This is a genomic window from Actinokineospora lacus, from assembly GCF_053813445.1.
This window is the reverse complement of record NZ_JBQERA010000010.1, coordinates 239,021-255,594: the sequence shown is the minus strand read 5'-3', so window position 1 is coordinate 255,594 and position 16,574 is coordinate 239,021. Positions and strand designations below refer to the sequence as shown.

General features: G+C 71.2%; 16 protein-coding genes. 13 read left to right on the top strand and 3 right to left on the bottom strand.

What is annotated here, in order from left to right; translation table 11 throughout:
- Positions 1 to 71: 71 nt before the first annotated feature.
- Positions 72 to 470 (top strand): hypothetical protein, encoded by a 399-nt coding sequence (locus tag ACTG9Q_RS24560; protein ID WP_455575241.1) that lies wholly within the window; start codon positions 72 to 74, stop codon positions 468 to 470.
- Positions 471 to 1,225: 755 nt separating this feature from the next.
- Here the strand turns inward: ACTG9Q_RS24560 and ACTG9Q_RS24555 are convergent.
- A complete protein-coding gene (locus tag ACTG9Q_RS24555) occupies positions 1,226 to 2,197 on the bottom strand; it encodes an aldo/keto reductase (RefSeq protein WP_455575240.1) in 972 nt (323 codons plus the stop codon).
- Positions 2,198 to 2,279: 82 nt separating this feature from the next.
- On the opposite strand from ACTG9Q_RS24555, the gene ACTG9Q_RS24550 reads away from it, so the two are divergent.
- The 5 genes from ACTG9Q_RS24550 to ACTG9Q_RS24530 all read left to right on the top strand — a co-directional run bounded on the left by ACTG9Q_RS24550 (position 2,280) and on the right by ACTG9Q_RS24530 (position 6,485).
- A complete protein-coding gene (locus ACTG9Q_RS24550; protein WP_455575239.1) occupies positions 2,280 to 3,329 on the top strand; it encodes an LLM class F420-dependent oxidoreductase in 1,050 nt (349 codons plus the stop codon).
- Positions 3,326 to 4,153, top strand: a complete 828-nt coding sequence (locus ACTG9Q_RS24545) for an undecaprenyl-diphosphate phosphatase (RefSeq protein WP_455575238.1) — start codon at positions 3,326 to 3,328, stop codon at positions 4,151 to 4,153. Before ACTG9Q_RS24550 ends, ACTG9Q_RS24545 begins: the two co-directional genes overlap by 4 nt.
- Positions 4,154 to 4,174: 21 nt before the next feature.
- On the top strand, positions 4,175 to 4,882 hold the full coding sequence (locus ACTG9Q_RS24540; protein ID WP_455575237.1) for an MSMEG_4193 family putative phosphomutase: 708 nt from the start codon (positions 4,175 to 4,177) through the stop codon (positions 4,880 to 4,882).
- Positions 4,883 to 5,131: 249 nt separating this feature from the next.
- A complete protein-coding gene (locus ACTG9Q_RS24535) occupies positions 5,132 to 5,638 on the top strand; it encodes a hypothetical protein (RefSeq protein ID WP_455575236.1) in 507 nt (168 codons plus the stop codon).
- A 226-nt stretch (positions 5,639 to 5,864) separates the two neighbouring features.
- Positions 5,865 to 6,485: a hypothetical protein gene (locus ACTG9Q_RS24530; protein ID WP_455575235.1), complete on the top strand. Its 621-nt coding sequence runs from the start codon at positions 5,865 to 5,867 to the stop codon at positions 6,483 to 6,485.
- A 1-nt stretch (position 6,486) separates the two neighbouring features.
- On the opposite strand, the gene ACTG9Q_RS24525 is transcribed toward ACTG9Q_RS24530, so the two are convergent.
- Entirely contained in the window at positions 6,487 to 7,314 is an 828-nt protein-coding gene (locus tag ACTG9Q_RS24525) for a M55 family metallopeptidase (protein WP_455575234.1), read from the bottom strand.
- 95 nt (positions 7,315 to 7,409) lie between these two features.
- Here ACTG9Q_RS24525 and ACTG9Q_RS24520 point away from each other — a divergent pair, with 95 nt between their 5' ends.
- From ACTG9Q_RS24520 to ACTG9Q_RS24490, 7 genes are all read left to right on the top strand, one after another.
- A complete protein-coding gene (locus ACTG9Q_RS24520; protein ID WP_455575233.1) occupies positions 7,410 to 9,167 on the top strand; it encodes an ABC transporter substrate-binding protein in 1,758 nt (585 codons plus the stop codon).
- Positions 9,164 to 10,174: an ABC transporter permease gene (locus ACTG9Q_RS24515; RefSeq protein ID WP_455575232.1), complete on the top strand. Its 1,011-nt coding sequence runs from the start codon at positions 9,164 to 9,166 to the stop codon at positions 10,172 to 10,174. The genes ACTG9Q_RS24520 and ACTG9Q_RS24515 overlap by 4 nt, the downstream gene beginning before the upstream one ends.
- A complete protein-coding gene (locus ACTG9Q_RS24510) occupies positions 10,171 to 10,992 on the top strand; it encodes an ABC transporter permease (protein ID WP_455575231.1) in 822 nt (273 codons plus the stop codon). Before ACTG9Q_RS24515 ends, ACTG9Q_RS24510 begins: the two co-directional genes overlap by 4 nt.
- The gene (nikE, locus tag ACTG9Q_RS24505; RefSeq protein ID WP_455575230.1) at positions 10,989 to 12,605 is read left to right on the top strand and encodes a nickel ABC transporter ATP-binding protein NikE; all 1,617 of its coding nucleotides are present in this window, start codon (positions 10,989 to 10,991) and stop codon (positions 12,603 to 12,605) included. Before ACTG9Q_RS24510 ends, nikE begins: the two co-directional genes overlap by 4 nt.
- 71 nt (positions 12,606 to 12,676) lie before the next feature.
- Complete coding sequence (mptB, locus tag ACTG9Q_RS24500; protein ID WP_455575229.1) at positions 12,677 to 14,224, top strand: polyprenol phosphomannose-dependent alpha 1,6 mannosyltransferase MptB; 1,548 nt, start codon at positions 12,677 to 12,679, stop codon at positions 14,222 to 14,224.
- Positions 14,225 to 14,250: 26 nt separating this feature from the next.
- Positions 14,251 to 14,964 (top strand): Clp protease N-terminal domain-containing protein, encoded by a 714-nt coding sequence (locus ACTG9Q_RS24495; protein WP_455575228.1) that lies wholly within the window; start codon positions 14,251 to 14,253, stop codon positions 14,962 to 14,964.
- Positions 14,965 to 15,075: 111 nt separating this feature from the next.
- Positions 15,076 to 15,780 (top strand): MBL fold metallo-hydrolase, encoded by a 705-nt coding sequence (locus ACTG9Q_RS24490; protein WP_455575227.1) that lies wholly within the window; start codon positions 15,076 to 15,078, stop codon positions 15,778 to 15,780.
- Between the two features lie 214 nt (positions 15,781 to 15,994).
- Here ACTG9Q_RS24490 and ACTG9Q_RS24485 read toward each other — a convergent pair whose 3' ends face one another.
- Positions 15,995 to 16,450 carry a DUF6294 family protein gene (locus ACTG9Q_RS24485; protein ID WP_455575226.1) on the bottom strand — a complete coding sequence of 152 codons (456 nt, stop codon included), beginning with the start codon at positions 16,448 to 16,450 and terminating at the stop codon, positions 15,995 to 15,997.
- Positions 16,451 to 16,574: the final 124 nt, after the last annotated feature.

Genomic DNA, 16,574 nt, shown 5'->3' with positions numbered 1-16,574 from the left:
CCGATGGTTATCCGTTTGTAACGACAGGTGCGGCAGTACCGAATAACCGGGCACGAGTGCGGGAGGAATCAATGTCGATCGATCCTATGCACCTGCCGATCTTCGGTGATCCGCGGCCGGTCGACCCGCCTGCCGCGATCCGGACGGCGGCGGCCTTGCTGCTGCTCCAGGCCGTGGTGACCGTGGTCGAAGTGGCGCGCGCGGCCGTCGATCCGATGCTGTTCGCCATTCCCCTGCTGCTGACGGTGTGGTTCACCTTCAGCGTTCGCGGCGGACGCGACTGGGCGCGGGTGGCGGTCTGCCTGAGCGCGTTCCTGTCACTGGCCCTGACGATCGGATTGATCAGGGGAGTGGTCGACCTCGTGGCCGTCGCCGTCTCCGCGACGCTCCTGCTGACCGCCACCCGGCTGATGTACCGGGCGGATGTCCGGGACTACTTCCTGCCGACCACCGAGTCCGAGATCGTCTGACTCCACTGAGTCACCTCCGACCGCGGCGACCTTCCTGACCCCTTGATCTTTTGCTGGTCCGACTCCCCCACGACGCTCGATCTCACTATTCACTATCGACTATCAAGATAACGGGTGATTGGCGAGGCTGGTCACCGTGATGACAAGCACGACGGAACAAGAACAAAACGCCGTAGAAGGGCCAGGTCCAAAGCGCGAGGAAGGGGCGCAAGGAGAGGGAGCAGGGGAGAGGAGGGGCGCGAAGAGGGGGCGAGGAAGGCACACGGGAGGGCAAGGGCGCGCGCGGTGAGGGCGATTGGGTGCTGGTCACCGAGATGGAGTGCGGCGGTCGACCCGGATTCGACTGCGTTCGTTCCGCGAATGTCGCTTGAGGCCGAAGTGGAGCCCAAGGAGGGGACTGGCATCGCAGATGGGCGCCTTGCGCGAGGAGGACAGGGCGCCCACGCGGGATGGCCGCTGTTGAAGGGTTCGAGAGGGGGCGCTCCAGGGGAGGTCCTCGTTTGTCGCGTGCTGGACGTGCCTCTCGTAGTCGACCTCTCCGCCCTCTCTACCCCTGTTTGCTCATGACCGGTCGCGCCCACTGGCGTGGACTGCCCAGAGACCCAGCTGGCCGCCATGACTCGATTGACCAACCGTTCACAATCTAACTATTCAATATTCACTATCAAGATATTAGACTGTTCCACACCGCCGATCCTGCGCAGCATCGAGAACCATCAAAAGCAAAAACACACAGAAGGAGGGGGTCTGCCGGGTCAGTCGAGGTGGCGTTCGGGGTAGGCGAGGTCGGGCTTGCTGACGTCGTCCAGGGCCGCGCAGATCTCGAGGGGGAGGGTGAGGGTCTCGGCGGCGAGGCAGCCGTTGAGCTGGGTGGTGTCGCGGGCGCCGACGATGGGGGCGGCTACGCCGGGGCGGTCGCGGACCCAGGCGAGGGCCACGGCCAGGGGAGTGGCGCCCAGGCCCTCGGCGGCGGTGACCACGGCCTGGACGATGCGGCTGGCGCGGTCGCCGCGGTGCTGCTCGACGTAGCCGCCCCATTGGGGGGAGGCGCCCCGGGAGTCGGCGGGGGTGTTGGCGCGGTACTTGCCGGTGAGGACGCCTCGGCCCAGCGGGGCCCAGGCGAGGATGCCCATGCCGTGGTGGGCGGTGGCGGGGACGACTTCGCGTTCGATGCCGCGTTCGAGCAGGGAGTACTCGACCTGGGTGCTGACCAGGGGGGCGGCGCCCGCGGTGTGGGCCTGGCGGGTGGCGGCGGTGGCGGTCTGCCAGCCGCTGTAGTTGGAGATGCCCGCGTAGCGGACCTTGCCGCTGCGGACGGCGGCGTCGACGGCGCAGAGGGTTTCCTCCAGGGGGACGTTGGCGTCCCAGGCGTGCAGGTGCCAGAGGTCGACGTGGTCGGTGTCGAGGCGGTGCAGGGAGGTTTCCAGGGCGGCGAGGAGGGCGCCGCGGGAGGCGCCGCCGCCGAAGGGGCCGTCGTGTCGGCGGGCCACGGCTTTGGTGGCCAGGACGATGTCGTCGCGGGGGACGACGGTGTCCAGCAGTGCGCCGAGGATGGCTTCGCTGTCGCCGTAGACGTCGGCGGTGTCGACGAGGGTGCCGCCCGCTTCGGTGAAGGCGACGAGTTGGGCCGCGGCGGTCTCGGCGTCGGTGTCGCGGCCCCAGGTCATGGTGCCGAGGGCGAGCCGGGAGACTCGCAGGCCGCTGCGGCCGAGGTGTCGTTGCTCCACGTCGGGGAAGCCTAGGACGCGGGTGGGTGCTGGTGGGGAGCGCCACTCCGGACTGGTACTACCTGCGGGTAATGTCACGCGGGTGCGACTTGGACTGAACATGGGCTACTGGGGTGCGGGCAACGACGCGGCGAACCTGGCGCTGGCCAGGGAAGCTGACCGGCTGGGGTACTCGGTGGCGTGGGTCGCCGAGGCGTACGGGTCGGACGCGCCGACGGTGTTGGCGTGGGTGGCGGCGCAGACCGAGCGCATCGATGTGGGCAGCGCGATCCTGCAGATCCCGGCGCGGCGGCCGACGATGGCGGCGATGACGGCGGCGACGCTGGACACGCTCTCGGGTGGGCGGTTCCGGTTGGGGCTGGGTGTGTCGGGGCCGCAGGTGTCCGAGGGCTGGTACGGGGTGAAGTTCGACAAGCCGTTGGGTCGGACGCGGGAGTACGTGGACATCGTGCGCTCGGCGTTGCGCCGGGAGCGGGTGAGTTATGAGGGGAAGCACTTCACGCTGCCGTTGCCGGATGGGCCGGGCAAGCCGTTGAAGTTGACGGTGCACCCGGTGCGGGAGGAGATCCCGATCTACCTGGCGTCGATCGGGCCGAAGAACCTGGAGTTGACCGGGGAGATCGCCGATGGGTGGTTGGCGATCTTCTACTCGCCGGAGCACGGGCGGGAGTCGTTGGAGCTGATCGGGCGCGGGCGGGCGAAGGTGGGCAGGTCGCTCGAGGGGTTCGACGTGGTGCCGACGATGCCGTTGGTGGTGCAGGAGGACTGGGAGGCGGCGGCGGACGTGGTGCGGCCGTACGCGGCGCTGTACGTGGGTGGGATGGGGTCGCGGGAGCAGAACTTCTACAACAACCTGGCGTGTCGGATGGGGTTTGAGGCGGAGGCGGCGCGGGTGCAGGACTTGTACCTGGCGCGGGATCACGCTGGTGCGGCGGCGGCGGTGCCGGTGGGGTTTGTGGACCAGACGTCGCTGTTGGGGTCCAGGGAGCGGATCGCGGAGAAGATGCAGGCCCTGGCGGAGTCGGGGGTCACCACGTTGACGGTTTCACCCATCCTGCAAGATCTTGAGCGAAGCCTGGCGGCGCTGCGGGTCGCCGCGGAAGCCCTGGATCGTTCGGGAGTCGGTTCTTGACTTGGTTTGAAGCGCTTGTCCTTGGTCTTGTCCAGGGGTTGACGGAGTTCCTGCCGGTCTCGTCGTCGGCGCATATCCGGATCGTGTCGGAGTTGTGGTTCGGGGAGGACGCGGGGGCGTCGTTCACGGCGGTGATCCAGTTGGGTACCGAGGCGGCTGTGGTGATCTATTTCGCCAAGGACATCTGGCGGTTGCTGTCGGCGTGGTTTCGGGGGTTGTTCTCTCGGGACGCGCGCAGTGATCCGGATTACAAGCTGGCGTGGTATGTGGTCTTCGGGTCGGTGCCGATCGCGGTGTTGGGGGTGTTGTTCAAGGATGAGATCCGGTCGGGGCTGCGGAACCTGTGGATCACCGCGATCGTGTTGATGGTGTTCGCGGCGATCTTGGCGGTGGCTGATGAGACGGGTAAGCAGGTGCGGACGAAGTTGACGTTGAAGGATAGCTGGGTGATGGGGTTCGCGCAGGCGATGGCGTTGGTGCCGGGGGTGTCGCGTTCGGGTGGGACGTTGACGGCGGGGTTGTTCCTGGGGTTGCGGCGGGAGGACGCGACGCGGTACGCGTTCTTGTTGGCGGTGCCGTCGGTGTTCGGGGCGGGGTTGTTCAGCATCCCTGATGTGTTGGATCGCAGTGGGCCTGGTCTGCAGGCGAGTGTTCCGCAGACGGTCGCGGCGACGGTGGTGTCGTTCGTGGTGGGGTATGCGTGTGTGGCGTGGTTGTTGAGGTATGTGGCGAAGCACAATTACATGGTTTTCGTGTGGTATCGGATCGCGTTGGGGGCGGTGTTGTGCGGGTTGTTGGCGACGGGGGCGGTGAGCCCGACGTGATCGGGGCTTAGGCTCGGGTGCGTGGCCACTGTTGTTCTGCTTCGTCATGCCCGGTCGTCCGCGAACAACGCGGGGGTGCTCGCCGGGCGCAGTGAGGGTGTGTTCCTGGATGAGGTGGGCCAGGGGCAGGCGGCGGGGTTGGTGGGGCGCCTGGGTGGGTTGCCGTTGCGGTCGCTGGTGGTCTCGCCGTTGACGCGGTGTGGGCAGACGGTGGCGCCGTTGGCGGCGGGGTTGGGGTTGGTTCCGGTGGTGGAGCCGGGGTTGGTGGAGGTGGATTACGGGTCGTGGACGGGTAAGGCGATCCGGGATCTGGTGGGGGAGCCGTTGTGGGCGGTGGTGCAGCGGCATCCGTCGGGGGCGGTGTTCCCGGGTGGGGAGGGGTTGGCCGGGGTGCAGGCGCGGGCGGTGGCGGCGGTGCGGGCGCATGACGCGCGGGTGGCGGCGGAGTTCGGGGAGGGGGCGGTGTGGTTGCTGTGCAGCCATGGGGATGTGATCAAGTCGATTTTGGCGGACGCGTTGGGGCAGCACCTGGATTCGTTTCAGCGGATCGTGGTGGACCCGGCGTCGGTGTCGGTGGTGCGGTATACGGCGACGCGGCCGTTTGTGCTGCGGGTGAATGACTGTGGGGGTCTGGGTGGGGTGGTGCCCGTGGAGCCGGAGCCGGGGCAGGCGTCGGGTGATGCGACGGTGGGTGGGTCGACGGGGGCGGCGGCCGAGAACCGGGGGTGATGGGTGTGCGGGGTGGCCGAATACGGCGCGTGATGGTGGGTGGGTGGCCGAATCGGTGGTGTGCGGGGTGCGGAAATTCGCGTTGGCATCGGGTGGGCAGGTGACGGCATGATGGGGGTTGGGTGGCCGGGTGTCGACGAGGAAGCGACGCCCGGCCATTGCTCGTTCTCGGGTTGGCTGGCGGGTCGTGGCGGGGTGTTAGTGCTGGTCAAGTAGCCTCTGGTGCCAGTTGATCGGGGAGGACTGGCGATGGTGGCTGTCGGGGCGCGGTTTGTGGCCGAGGTGGATCATGTGGCGTGGCGGCGGCGGTTGGTTCCGTGGTTGGGGGTTGCCGGGGCGGTGGTGGGGTTGGGTGTGGTGTTGGTGGTTGTGGGGGTGTCGGTGGGGTTGGTGCTGGTGGGGGTGGTTCTTGGGTTGGTGGCGCCTGGGGTGAAGGTGGTGGGTTTTGTGGCGCGGCGCAGGCGGCGGGAGACGCCGTTGTCGTTGGATGGGGGTGGGGTGTGGGTGCCGACGGCGCAGGGGCCGGCGTTTTTGCCGTGGGAGACGGTGCGGGAGGTGGTGGTGGATGGGCCGACGTTGCGGTTTCGGGTGCGGGCGGGGGTGACGCCGCAGACGGAGGGGGTGCGGGGGATGCATCGGCGGGACGCGTGGCCGGTGGCGTCGGGTCCGGGGTTGCCGGTGGATACGCGGTTGTACACGCGGGGGGTGGGTGAGGTGGTGGCGGCGGTGCGGGAGTTCTCGGGCGGGCGACTGTGAGTGATCATCTTCGGGTTGAGTGTCACTCACTTGGATGAGTACAGGGGTGTGTTGTGGTCGTTACAGTGCGCGCATGTTCGGCGGGCTGTGAGAGGGGTTGACGTCCGTGCCGGGGCCGCGTTCGCCGTTGATGGACCTGGTTCGGCTGTCGTCGGCGCGGCGGCGGGGGGCGGGGTCGCCGGATCTGGCGGTGGGGTTGGTGGCCGAGCCCGCTGAGGCGGGGGTGTTGGCGGCGGTGCTCTCGGCTGAGCCGTTGGCGGTGTGTCCGCTGTCGCCGGTGGTGGTGCGTCCGGTGGGGGTGGCGGGGGCGACGCCGGGTGGGTTGGCGGTGGCGGTGGCGGGGTTGGTGGCCGAGGGGGTGCGGATCGTGCTGGTGGGGACGCCGGTGACTGATGGGTCGGAGCGGGAGCGGCGGGCGTTGGTGGCGGCGGTGGATGGCGCGGCGGCGGCGGGGGTGCCGGTGGTGGTTCCGGCGGCGGCGGGTCCGGTGGCGTTGACGGGGCATCCGTGGGTGATCCCGGTGGCGTCGTGTTCGCTGTCGGGGCGGTTGAGTTGGTTCGTGGAGTTCGAGGACGCGCAGCGGGGGTTGTTGGCGCCGGGTCAGGATGTGCCGGGGCCGTGGGGTCCGGCGTCGGGCAATGGGGTGGCGGCGGCGTTGGTGGCGGGGGCGGGGGCGTTGGTGTGGGGGATGTTCCCGGAGGCGGTGGGGGCGCAGGTGCGCTCGGCGTTGTTGATCGGGTCGTCGCACGCGCACCGGTCGGGGCCGCCGTTGCTGGATGTGCAGCGGGCGGTGGAGTTTTTGGAGCGGTTGGCTGTGGTGCCTTCGGCGTGGCGGGCGACCGGGTAGGTCAGCCGTAGATGCCTTCGATGGCGCGGGCGGCGATGGTGGTGACGATTTTGAAGGCTTTCATGGCGTCGGTCATGGTGTCGGCGGTGAAGGCGACGGTGCGGGGCGCGGTGAGTTCGACGGTGGGGATGACGGCGGCGGCGTCGGCGAGGTGGGTGGCGTCGAAGTCGACCTCGACGCGGTGGGGGCGCGGGTCGGGGGTGGTGCGGGTGGCGCTGGTGGTGGCGTGGCGGGCGGCGTCGCGGATGCGGGCGGCGGTGACGGTGGGTGGGTCGCAGATGGCGGCGTAGCGGCTGATGGCGGTTTTGACGGGGGCCAGGCGGGCGCGGGGGGCGTAGTGGGCGGCGTCGGCGCAGGTGAGGTCGTCGCCGGTGATGAGGATGACGGGGACGCCGTGTTCGGTGGCGAGGGCGGCGTTGAGGGCGCCTTCGCCTGCGGGGTGGCCGTCGAGGCGGACCTCGGTGATGGAGTTCTCGAGGTAGGTGTGGGCCAGGACGCCGGTGGTGCCCGCGCCGGTGTGGTAGCCGAGGAAGACGACGCCGTCGACGCCGGTGTCGATGCCTTGCATCATCGAGAGCGGTTTGTGGCGGCCGGTGAGCAGGCGGGCGCGGGGGTCGAGGTCTTCGATGAGGATGTTGCGCTGGCTGGAGTGTGCCTCGTTGACGAGGATGTCGGTGGCGCCGCCGTCGGTCAGGCCCGCGATGGCGGCGTTGACGTCGGCGGTGAGCAGGCGGCGGAAGCGGGCGAAGGCCTCGGTGCCGGGGATGACGTCGGCGGTGGTGGTGACGCCGGTGGCGCCTTCCATGTCCGCGGAGATCAAGATGCGCACCGGCATCACGGTACCGGTATTGGACGGGTCATTGACTCCGACTCGCTCCGGGTGGTTACTTTCTTCCCAACTACGGGTGTCCGGGGGTGGTCGGCGTGCGGGTCGTGCTGGTGGCGGCGTTGGCGGTGGCGGGGTTCGTCCCCGCGGGCCAGGTCCAGGCGCAGGGGGAGACGACGCTGCGGGTGGCGGTGACCCAGGAGATCGATTCGCTCAACCCGTTCCTGTCGATCACCCGCACCGGCACCGACGTGCTGCGCACCACGTTCGAGCAGCTGAGCACCTATGACGCGAAGACGTTGGCGCCGGTGCCCGCGCTGGCGGAGTCGTGGGAGCCCTCGGCGGACAAGCTGATGTGGCGTTTCACGCTGCGTGAGGGCGCGCAGTGGAGTGACGGGAAGCCGATCACGGCCAAGGACGCGGCGTTCACGCTGAACCTGATGATGAGCGATGAGACCGCGCGCACGGCGAACGGCAACTTCGTGGCGCTGTTCGACTCGGTGGCGGCCGAGGACGAGCGGACGCTGGTGGTGAAGACCAAGTCCCCGCAGGCGACGATGACCGCCCTGGACGTGCCGATCGTGCCCGAGCACGTGTGGTCGGGGCGTGACCCGGGGGCGGCGCCGGAGTTCCCGATGGTGGGCAGCGGCCCGTTCGTGATCACCGAGTTCAAGGAGGGCCAGTACACGCGGCTGGTCGCCAACGAGCGGTACTGGCGGGGCAAGCCGAAGATCGACCGCCTGGACTTCGTCTATTACCGCAACTCCGACGCCGCGGTGGCCGCGCTGCGCAACGGGGAGGTGGACCTGGTCAACCGGTTGACCCCGGCGCAGTTCGACGAGCTCGACGGCGATCAGGGCATCACCCGCAACAAGGCCAAGGGCAAGCGGTTCAACGAGCTGCTGATGAACCCCGGCGCCGCGGACTCCAGCGGCGCGCCGATCGGTGACGGGCACCCGGCGTTGCGCGATCCGGTGCTGCGCCGGGCGATCGCCCAGTCCGTCGACACGAAGACGCTGGTGGAGAAGGTGTGGGGCGGGTACGGGGAGCCGGGTTCGGGCTACATCCCGCCGTTGTTCGCCGAGTTCCACTGGAGCCCGCCGCAGCCGCGCCCGTTCGACATCGCCGGGGCGAACGCCGACCTCGACGCCGCCGGGTACGCGCGTGGCGGTGACGGGGTGCGGGTGGACCCGGTGAGCAAGCGGCCGCTGCGGTTGCGGTTGCTGGCGCACGCGGGCACGAACTTCGATGAGCAGTCGGCGCCGTTCATCGTGTCCTGGCTCAAGGACCTGGGGATCGCGGTGGAGGTCCAGCCGGTGTCGGACTCCAAGGTGAACGAGGCCACCACGGCGGGCACCTTCGACTTGGCCTACAGCGGGTGGAGCGCCAACCCGGACCCGGATTACGTGCTGTCGCTGCAGACGTGCGCGGCCCGTCCGGGCGCTGATGGCAAAGGCGCCACGCCGGACAGCTTCCTGTGCGATGAGCGCTATGACGCCCTCTACGCCCAGCAGGTCGCGGAGTTCGACCGGGGGGCGCGCGCGGAGCTGGTCAAGCGGATGCAGGAGCGGCTGCACGAGTTGGCGCCGATGGTGATCCTGGGCTACGACGACATGCTGGAGGCCTACCGCTCCGACCGCTTCGCCGCCTTCCAGGTGTCCCCCGACCCCGGTGGGGTGATCATGAATCAGCAGTCCTACTGGGGCTACTACAGCAGTGCCCCGCTGGCGCGGGAGGAGTCGGGCTCCAACACCGGGCTGGTGCTGGGGATCGTCGGCGGCGCGGTGGTGCTGCTGGCGGGGGCGGGGTGGCTGCTGGCGCGGCGGCGCTCGGCGAGCGCGGGCGATCGCGAGTGAGCGACGCCCCGGTCGAGGTCGCGCCCGTCGAGCGGCCCGCGCGGCGCGCGCTGGGCCGGTACGTGGCGGGCAAGGTCGGTGGGGCCGCGTTGAGCCTGGGGCTGATCGCGGTGCTGGGGTTCCTGCTGTTCCGGGCGCTGCCGGGGGACCCGGTGACGACGATGACGCGGGGGCGCCCGGTCAGCGCGGCGCAGATCGCGGAGCTGGAGGCCGCCTACGGGTTGGACCGGCCGATGCTGGAGCAGTTCTTCGGCTACCTGGGCGGGTTGCTGCGCGGGGACCTGGGGGTGTCCTACACCTTCCGGGTGCCGGTGGCGCAGAAGATCGCCGAGCGGGTCGGGCCGACGCTGCTGCTGGTGGGGACCGGGACGGTGATCGCGGTGGCGTTTGGGCTGTGGCTGGGGACGCGGTCGGCGTGGCGGCGTGGGGGGCGTTTCGACCGGGTGGCGACGGGGGTGGCGCTGGGGTTGTGGTCGGTGCCGACGTTCTGGTTGGGGTTGCTGCTGCTCTCGGCGACCTCGGGGCTGTTCCCGTCCGGGGGGATCGTCTACCCGGACACGCCGCCGGATTTCCTGTCCCAGGCGCTGGACACCGCCCACCACATGGTGTTGCCGGTGGTGACGTTCGTGGCGGTGGTGTACGCGCAGTACCAGTTGGTGATGCGCTCGTCGCTGGTGGAGGAGCTCAGCGCGCCGCACCTGCTGACGGCGCGGGCGAAGGGGCTCAGCGAGGACCAGGTGTTGCGCCGTCACGCGGTGCCCAACGCGCTGCTGCCGACGGTGACGCTGGTGTTCCTGCACCTGGGGTTGGTGGTGTCGGGTGCGATCACGGTGGAGACGGTGTTCTCGTGGCCGGGGTTGGGGCTGTTGACCTATGAGGCGCTGCGGGGCCCGGACCTGCCGCTGTTGCAGGGCACGTTCCTGGTGTTGGCCGCGGCGGTGGTGCTGGCGAACCTGGCGGCGGACCTGCTGTACCGGGTGCTGGACCCGCGGGTGCGGGCCTCGTGAGCCGCGGTGGGCTGATCGGGGCGGGGGTGCTGGTGGCGGTGGCGCTGCTGGCGGTGTTCGCGCCGTGGCTGTCGGACCCGGCGGGGTTGGACGTGACTCGGGCGAGTGGGGAGCGCCTGGCGTCGCCGAGTGGGCGGTACTGGTTGGGCACTGATGAGAACGGCCGCTCGGTGTTGTTGCTGACGTGGTGGGGGGCGCGGGTGTCGCTGCTGGTGGGGGTGTCGGCGGCGGTGCTGTCGGTGGGGATCGGGACGCTGGTCGGGTTGGTGGCGGCGATGGCCGGTGGGTGGGTGTCGGCGGGGTTGATGCGGGTCACCGACTTCTTCCTGGTGCTGCCGTCGCTGGTGCTGGCGATCGCGTTGTCGACGGTGCTGGAGCGCGGGGTGGGCACGATCGTGCTGGCGATCGGGTTGACGTCGTGGCCCTCGGCGGCGCGGCTGGTGCGGGCGCAGACGTTGACGGTGGCGGCGCGCCCGTACGTGGAGCGGGCACACGCCCTGGGTGGTGGGCAGTTGCACGTGGTGGGCAGGCACGTGCTGCCCGGGGTGCTGCCGCTGGTGTTCGTCAACACGACGTTGGCGGTGGGCACGGCGATCGTGGCGGAGTCGACGCTGTCGTTTCTGGGGTTGGGTGATCCGACGGCGGTCTCGTGGGGGGCGATGCTGCGTTCGGCGTCGAGCACCGGGGCGGTCACCGCGGGTGCCTGGTGGTATTTGGTGCCGCCGGGGTTGGCCATCGCCGGGATCGTGCTGGCGGTGACGCTGGTCGGGCGGGCGCTGGAGACGGTGCTGGACCCGCGGCTCGAGGAGCGGGGATGACGGTGAGCGAGCCGACGCCGGTGTTGAGCGTGCGGGGCCTGCGGGTGCGCTACCCGGGTGAGCACGCCGTGCGCGGGGTGGACCTGGATGTCGCGGCGGGGGAGGCGCTGGGCCTGGCGGGGGAGTCCGGGTGCGGGAAGTCGACGGTGGCGCTGTCGCTGCTGCGGCTGCTGCCGCGCACCGCGGCGGTGGAGGGTTCGATCCTGCTCGACGGGGCCGAGGTGGGGGCGTTGAGCTGGGGGGCGCTGCGGGCGCTGCGCTGGGCGTCGGCGTCGGTGGTGTTCCAGGGGGCGATGCACGCGCTCAACCCGGTGCGCCGGGTGGGGGAGCAGATCGCCGAGCCGATCCGCCTGCACGAGCCGGGGGTGGGGGCCGGGGAGGCGCGGGCGCGGGTGGCCGAGCTGCTGACCCAGGTGGAGCTGCCCGCGGCGCGGGCGCGGGCCTACCCGCACGAGCTTTCCGGTGGGCAGAAGCAGCGGGTGATGATCGCGATGGCGTTGGCGTGCGGGCCGCGGCTGATCGTGGCCGACGAGCCGACGACCGCGCTGGACGTGGTGGTGCAGGCGCAGGTGCTGGACCTGTTGGCGGGGCTGGTCGCCGAGCGGGGCATCGGGATGCTGCTGATCAGCCACGACCTGTCGGTGCTGGCGCGCACGTGTGGGCGCCTGGCGGTGATGGACGCCGGGGTGATCGTGGAGTCCGGGCCGACCGCGCGGGTGGTGGGCTCGCCGCGGCATCCGAAGACGCGGGCGCTGGTGGCGGCGTTTCCCGCCGTGGGCGACCCGCGCCACCGCCACGCCCCCGCGACCGCCGGTGCGGCGCCCCCGGCGGGGACCGAGCGCATCGGTGGGGAGTTGCTGCGGGTGCGGGACCTGCGGGTGCGTTTCGGTGACACCGTCGCGGTGGACGGGGCGAGCCTGGACGTGCGGGCCGGGGAGATCGTGGCGCTGGTGGGGCAGTCGGGGTCGGGCAAGACGACCCTGGCCCGCGCGGTGCTGGGCCTGGTGCGCCCCGACGGTGGGCAGGTGCTGGTGGACGGGGAGCCGGTCCCGGCGCGGGGGCGGGCGCTGCGCACGTATCGGCGGGGGGTGCAGTGGATCGCGCAGGACCCGGGCAGCGCGCTCAACCCGCGCCACCGGGTCGGTGACGCCGTCGCCGAGGGGCTGCGGGTGCACAAGGTCCCCGGCGACGAGGACGAGCTGGTCGCCCGGGCGTTGAGCGAGGCGGAGCTGCGGCCGCCGTCGCGGTACCTGGCGGCGCTGCCGCACGAGCTCTCCGGCGGGCAGCGCCAGCGGGTGGTGATCGCCGCGGCGTTGGCGCTCTCGCCGCGGCTGCTGGTGGCCGATGAGCCGGTGGCGTCGCTGGACGCCTCGGTGCGCGGGGAGATCCTGGCGCTGCTGCTGCGGCTGCGGGCCCGCCTCGGGCTGGCCGCCCTCGTGATCACCCATGACCTGGGGGTGGCGTGGACGGTGGCCGACCGGGTGGTGGTCATGCGGGCCGGGCGGGTCGTCGAGCACGGGCCCGTGGATCGGGTGCTCACCGAGCCCGAGCACCCCTACACCCGGTCGCTGCTCGCGGCGCTCCCGCGCACCGGCAGGCCCGCCCCCACCTGACCCGTTCGGCGGTTGCCAGGGTGCGCATTGCGCGAAACGCCCCGGATGTGGCTGTGTAGGCTCAGCTCCCGATGACCACCACCGCAGGCCCCTCCCCAGACACGGACGAGTCCTTGGTCGCACACAACGCAGAGCCCGCCGTCGACGCGGTCGCGCCGGTGTCCGGACCGCTGCCGGTGCGCACCATCGCCCTGGGCGCGGCGGGCAGCGTGCTGGTGCTGCTGGGGGCCTTCGGCGCGGCGGGCATCCTGGCCCGCGACCCGGTCCTGGGGCACGGGCCGCTGTCGTGGATTCGCTACGGGCACGGGCAGATGCTGGCCACGGGGCTGCTCTACATCGGGTTCCTGATGACGGTGTGGGCGTGGGTGCGCCTGGGCAGGCACGTGCTGGCCGGGCGGGTCGGGTCGCGGGCGGTGCTCATCGCCGCGGCGAGCTGGACCGCGCCGCTGCTGATCGCCCCGCCGATCTTCACCCGTGACGTGTTCTCCTACCTCGCCCAGGGCGCGCTGCCGCTGCACGGCATGGACCCGTACGCGGTCGGGCCGATCATGCTCGGGGTGCCGGAGATCGTGCAGAACGTGCACCCGTTCTGGGTGTCGACCCCGGCGCCCTACGGGCCGCTGTTCATCCTGCTCGCCAAGGGGGTGGCGGCGGTGTCGGGCAGCAACGTCATCGCCGGGGTGATCCTGACCCGGCTGGTGCTGCTCGTCGGGCTCGGGCTGGTGCTGTGGGCGCTGCCGGGGCTGGTGCGGCACCTGGGCGGGTCGCTGCCGGTGGCGCTGTGGCTGGCGGTGGCCGGGCCGATGACGGTGGTGCACCTCGTCGGCGGCCCGCACAACGACCTGCTGATGGTGGGGTTCCTCGCCGCGGGGGCGCTGTGCGTGCTGGACCGACGCCACGTGCTGGGGGTGGTGCTGGTGACGTTGGGGGCGGCGGTGAAGGCGACCTCGATGATCGCGCTGCCGTTCCTGGTGTGGGTGTGGGCGGGGCATTTGAGTTCCACGCCGCTGCGGAACTTCCTGCGCGCGTTCAGCGCGGCGCTGGCCACGTTCCTGGCCACGTTCGTGGGGGCGACGTACCTGGCGCTCGGCTCGTTCGACCTGGGCTGGTTGAACTCGGTCAACGCCCCCACCATGATCGTCAACTGGTTGTCGCTGCCGACGGCGATCGGGGAGGTCATCCACTCGGTGGTCTCGCTGTTCGTCGAGGCGAACAAGAGCTGGTTCGTCAACATCGTGCGCGTCCTGGGCGGGCTGGTGTTCTTCACCATCGCCGTGCGCCAGTGGTGGCGCGCGCGCGGCGGCGGCCCGGACGCGGTGCGGCGCATGGCGTTCGTGTTCATCGCCATCGCCGTGCTGTCCCCGACCATGCTGCCCTGGTATTTGAGCTGGGGTTTCGTCATCGCCGCGGCGTTGGCCTGGCAGCGGCGCCAGCTGGCGATCCTGGTCGCCGGGGCGGTGTTCCTGGTGCTGACCTACTCCCCGAACGGGGAGGACCTGCTCTACAACTGGCCGTTCATCGCCTGCGCGGTGGCGGTGTCGGTGCTGGCCGGGATCTCGCTGCTGCGCCCGGACCCGCTGCGCCTGTTCAGTGACCGCGACGAACTCGCTCGTGTGTAACCCCAACTAGGGGTAGCCTTGGGGGTATGCCCAAGGTGAATGTGTACCTGCCCGACGACCTCGCCGAGGCCGTCCGCGATTCCGGAGTGCCCGTCTCGGCCATCTGCCAGCGCGCCCTCGAACAGTCCGTGCGCCGCGTCACCGCGATCCGCGCGACCACGCTGGCCGAGGCCGACGCCGACCTGCCCCACTTCACCGACCGCGCCCGCGCCGCCGTGCGGCTGGGCATCGACGCCGCCCGCGCCCAGGGCGCCGCCGAGGTCGGCACCGCCCACCTCGTCGAGGGCATCCTCGCCGAGGGCAGCAACCTGGCGCTGCGCGTGCTCGCCGCCCTCGACATCACCCCCGCCCGGGTGCGCGCTGCCCTCACCCCCGCAGAGGGCACAGAGAACGAGGGCACAGAGAACTCCGAGGGCGCCGGAGGCTCCGGGGAGCGTTTCGGCTCCGACGCCGCCAACGCCCTGGAGTTGGCCGTCACCGAGGCCGCCGCCCTGGGGCACAACTACATCGGCTGCGAACACCTGCTCCTCGGCCTGGCCGCCGAACCCGACGGGCCCGGCGGGGCGGCGCTGCGCGCGGCAGGCGCCGAACCGCGGGTGGTGCGCTCCACCGTCACCGCCGCCCTGGCCGGGTATGTGCACCTGCGCGCCCAGAGCGGGGAGAGGTCGGCCGCGGTCGCCGCCGCCGCCCTCACATCCCTCGTCGAGCGCATCGAGGCCCTCGAAGCGCGCCTGGGCTGACAGGACCCCCGGCCGGGGTGGCGGGCACGTTCCCCGGTGACGCCACCCCGGCCGTCATGCCCTGGGCGAACACGGGGACGCCCGCCACAGGCGCGGCCTAGCCTCGCGGACATGCGGATCACCCAGCGGCTGAGCATGCTGCGCTTCCCCGTCGGACAGGCCTACCTGTGGCGCGACGGGGACCAGCTGACCCTGATCGACACCGGGGCCGCCGGGTCCGGTCCGGCGATCGCCGCCGCCGTCGCCGAACTCGGCCTGGGCACCGCCGCCATCACCCGGATCGTGCTCACCCACGGCCACAACGACCACGCCGGGGGCGCCGCGCACGTCCGCGCCTGGCACGGCGCCCCGGTGCACGCCCACCGCGACGACACCCCCCTCGTGCGGGGCGAGGCGCCGCCCCCGGTGCCGGTGCTCACCGACTGGGAACAGGAGCTGTACGACCGGATCGTGCCCGGGGTGCCGCCCGCCCCGCCCTGCCCGGTCGACGTGGTCCTGCACGGCGGGGAGGTCCTCGACTTCGGCGACGGCGCCCGCGTCATCCCCGTCCCCGGGCACACCCCGGGCAGCGTCGCGCTGCACCTGCCCGCCCACGGGGTGCTGTTCACCGGCGACACCATCGCCTCCCACGACGGGCAGGTGATCCTCGGGGTGTTCAACGCCGACCCCGCCCAGGCCGTTGCCTCCTTCACCGCCCAGGCCGAGCTGCCCGGGGTGGAGATCGCCTGCTTCGGCCACGGCGACCCGGTCGTGGCCAGCGCCGGGGCCGCCCTGCGCACCGCCGCCGCCACCCTCGCGGCGACCGGAACCCACTAGTCCCATCAGACCGGCGCCCCCCGCGGAGACGCGTCGGCATCGAACTCGTCGACCCGCTCCGGCCAGACTGACCACACCCCACCACCACGTCGAACGTGGCCCCGCCGAGATCTGGCGGGGCCACGTCGCGTCCGGGACGGCTCACTGCGGAGCCGCTCGACCTCCAGCGCCAGGCGCGGCACGGTCCTGCCCGTGGCCTTGGCCGGCCCCTCGATCAGCAGCGGTAGCTCATCGTCAGTGTGTGGGTCTGGGCGAAGAGGTGGGCTGGATAGGTGCCCATCTGGTTCCACGAGTACTGACGGGTGCGATCAGGCAGGTTCTTGACGAACTTCGTCAGGTCGTCCCAGTGGGTGTTGGCCACGAGACGGCCAATCGACTGGCCGTAGGCGTTCTTCAGGTCGACCCACATCAGCCACGCGTCGTTGTTGTCGCCGCTGGTGACGACTCCGTTGAACTCTGCCGTCCCGTCCGAGGACAGCGTCCAGGACGCACCGCGGAACATTGTGCAGTCCCCGGACCTGAAGTCGTTTCCCGAGGTGAATTGCTTGTAACCAACCGCGTGGGCGGTACCGCCACTGACGACCAACGCCAGGATGACGCTGAGCGCCACGACGACGGCCCTGCGGCGACGAGCCCATCGATGGGAGTTGCTGCGGCCGAGAAAGCTCATGAGATCCCTTCCGGGTCGGTGTGCGCTGAGCACACAGAGTCGAACCCGGCTGTGGACCGCGATGTTGACGGATTGTTGCCGCCCCGGAGAACCGGTGGCATCGTTCGTGCGCGCTGGGACACGC

Excerpts from the sequence above, each read along its gene's own strand:
- ACTG9Q_RS24560 (WP_455575241.1), top strand. The coding sequence starts at position 72 with ATGTCGATCGATCCTATGCACCTGCCGATCTTCGGTGATCCGCGGCCG.
- ACTG9Q_RS24495 (WP_455575228.1), top strand. The coding sequence starts at position 14,251 with ATGCCCAAGGTGAATGTGTACCTGCCCGACGACCTCGCCGAGGCCGTC.
- ACTG9Q_RS24490 (WP_455575227.1), top strand. The coding sequence starts at position 15,076 with ATGCGGATCACCCAGCGGCTGAGCATGCTGCGCTTCCCCGTCGGACAG.
- ACTG9Q_RS24485 (WP_455575226.1), bottom strand. The coding sequence starts at position 16,450 with ATGAGCTTTCTCGGCCGCAGCAACTCCCATCGATGGGCTCGTCGCCGC.
- mptB (WP_455575229.1), top strand. The coding sequence starts at position 12,677 with ATGACCACCACCGCAGGCCCCTCCCCAGACACGGACGAGTCCTTGGTC.
- ACTG9Q_RS24535 (WP_455575236.1), top strand. The coding sequence starts at position 5,132 with ATGGTGGCTGTCGGGGCGCGGTTTGTGGCCGAGGTGGATCATGTGGCG.
- nikE (WP_455575230.1), top strand. The coding sequence starts at position 10,989 with ATGACGGTGAGCGAGCCGACGCCGGTGTTGAGCGTGCGGGGCCTGCGG.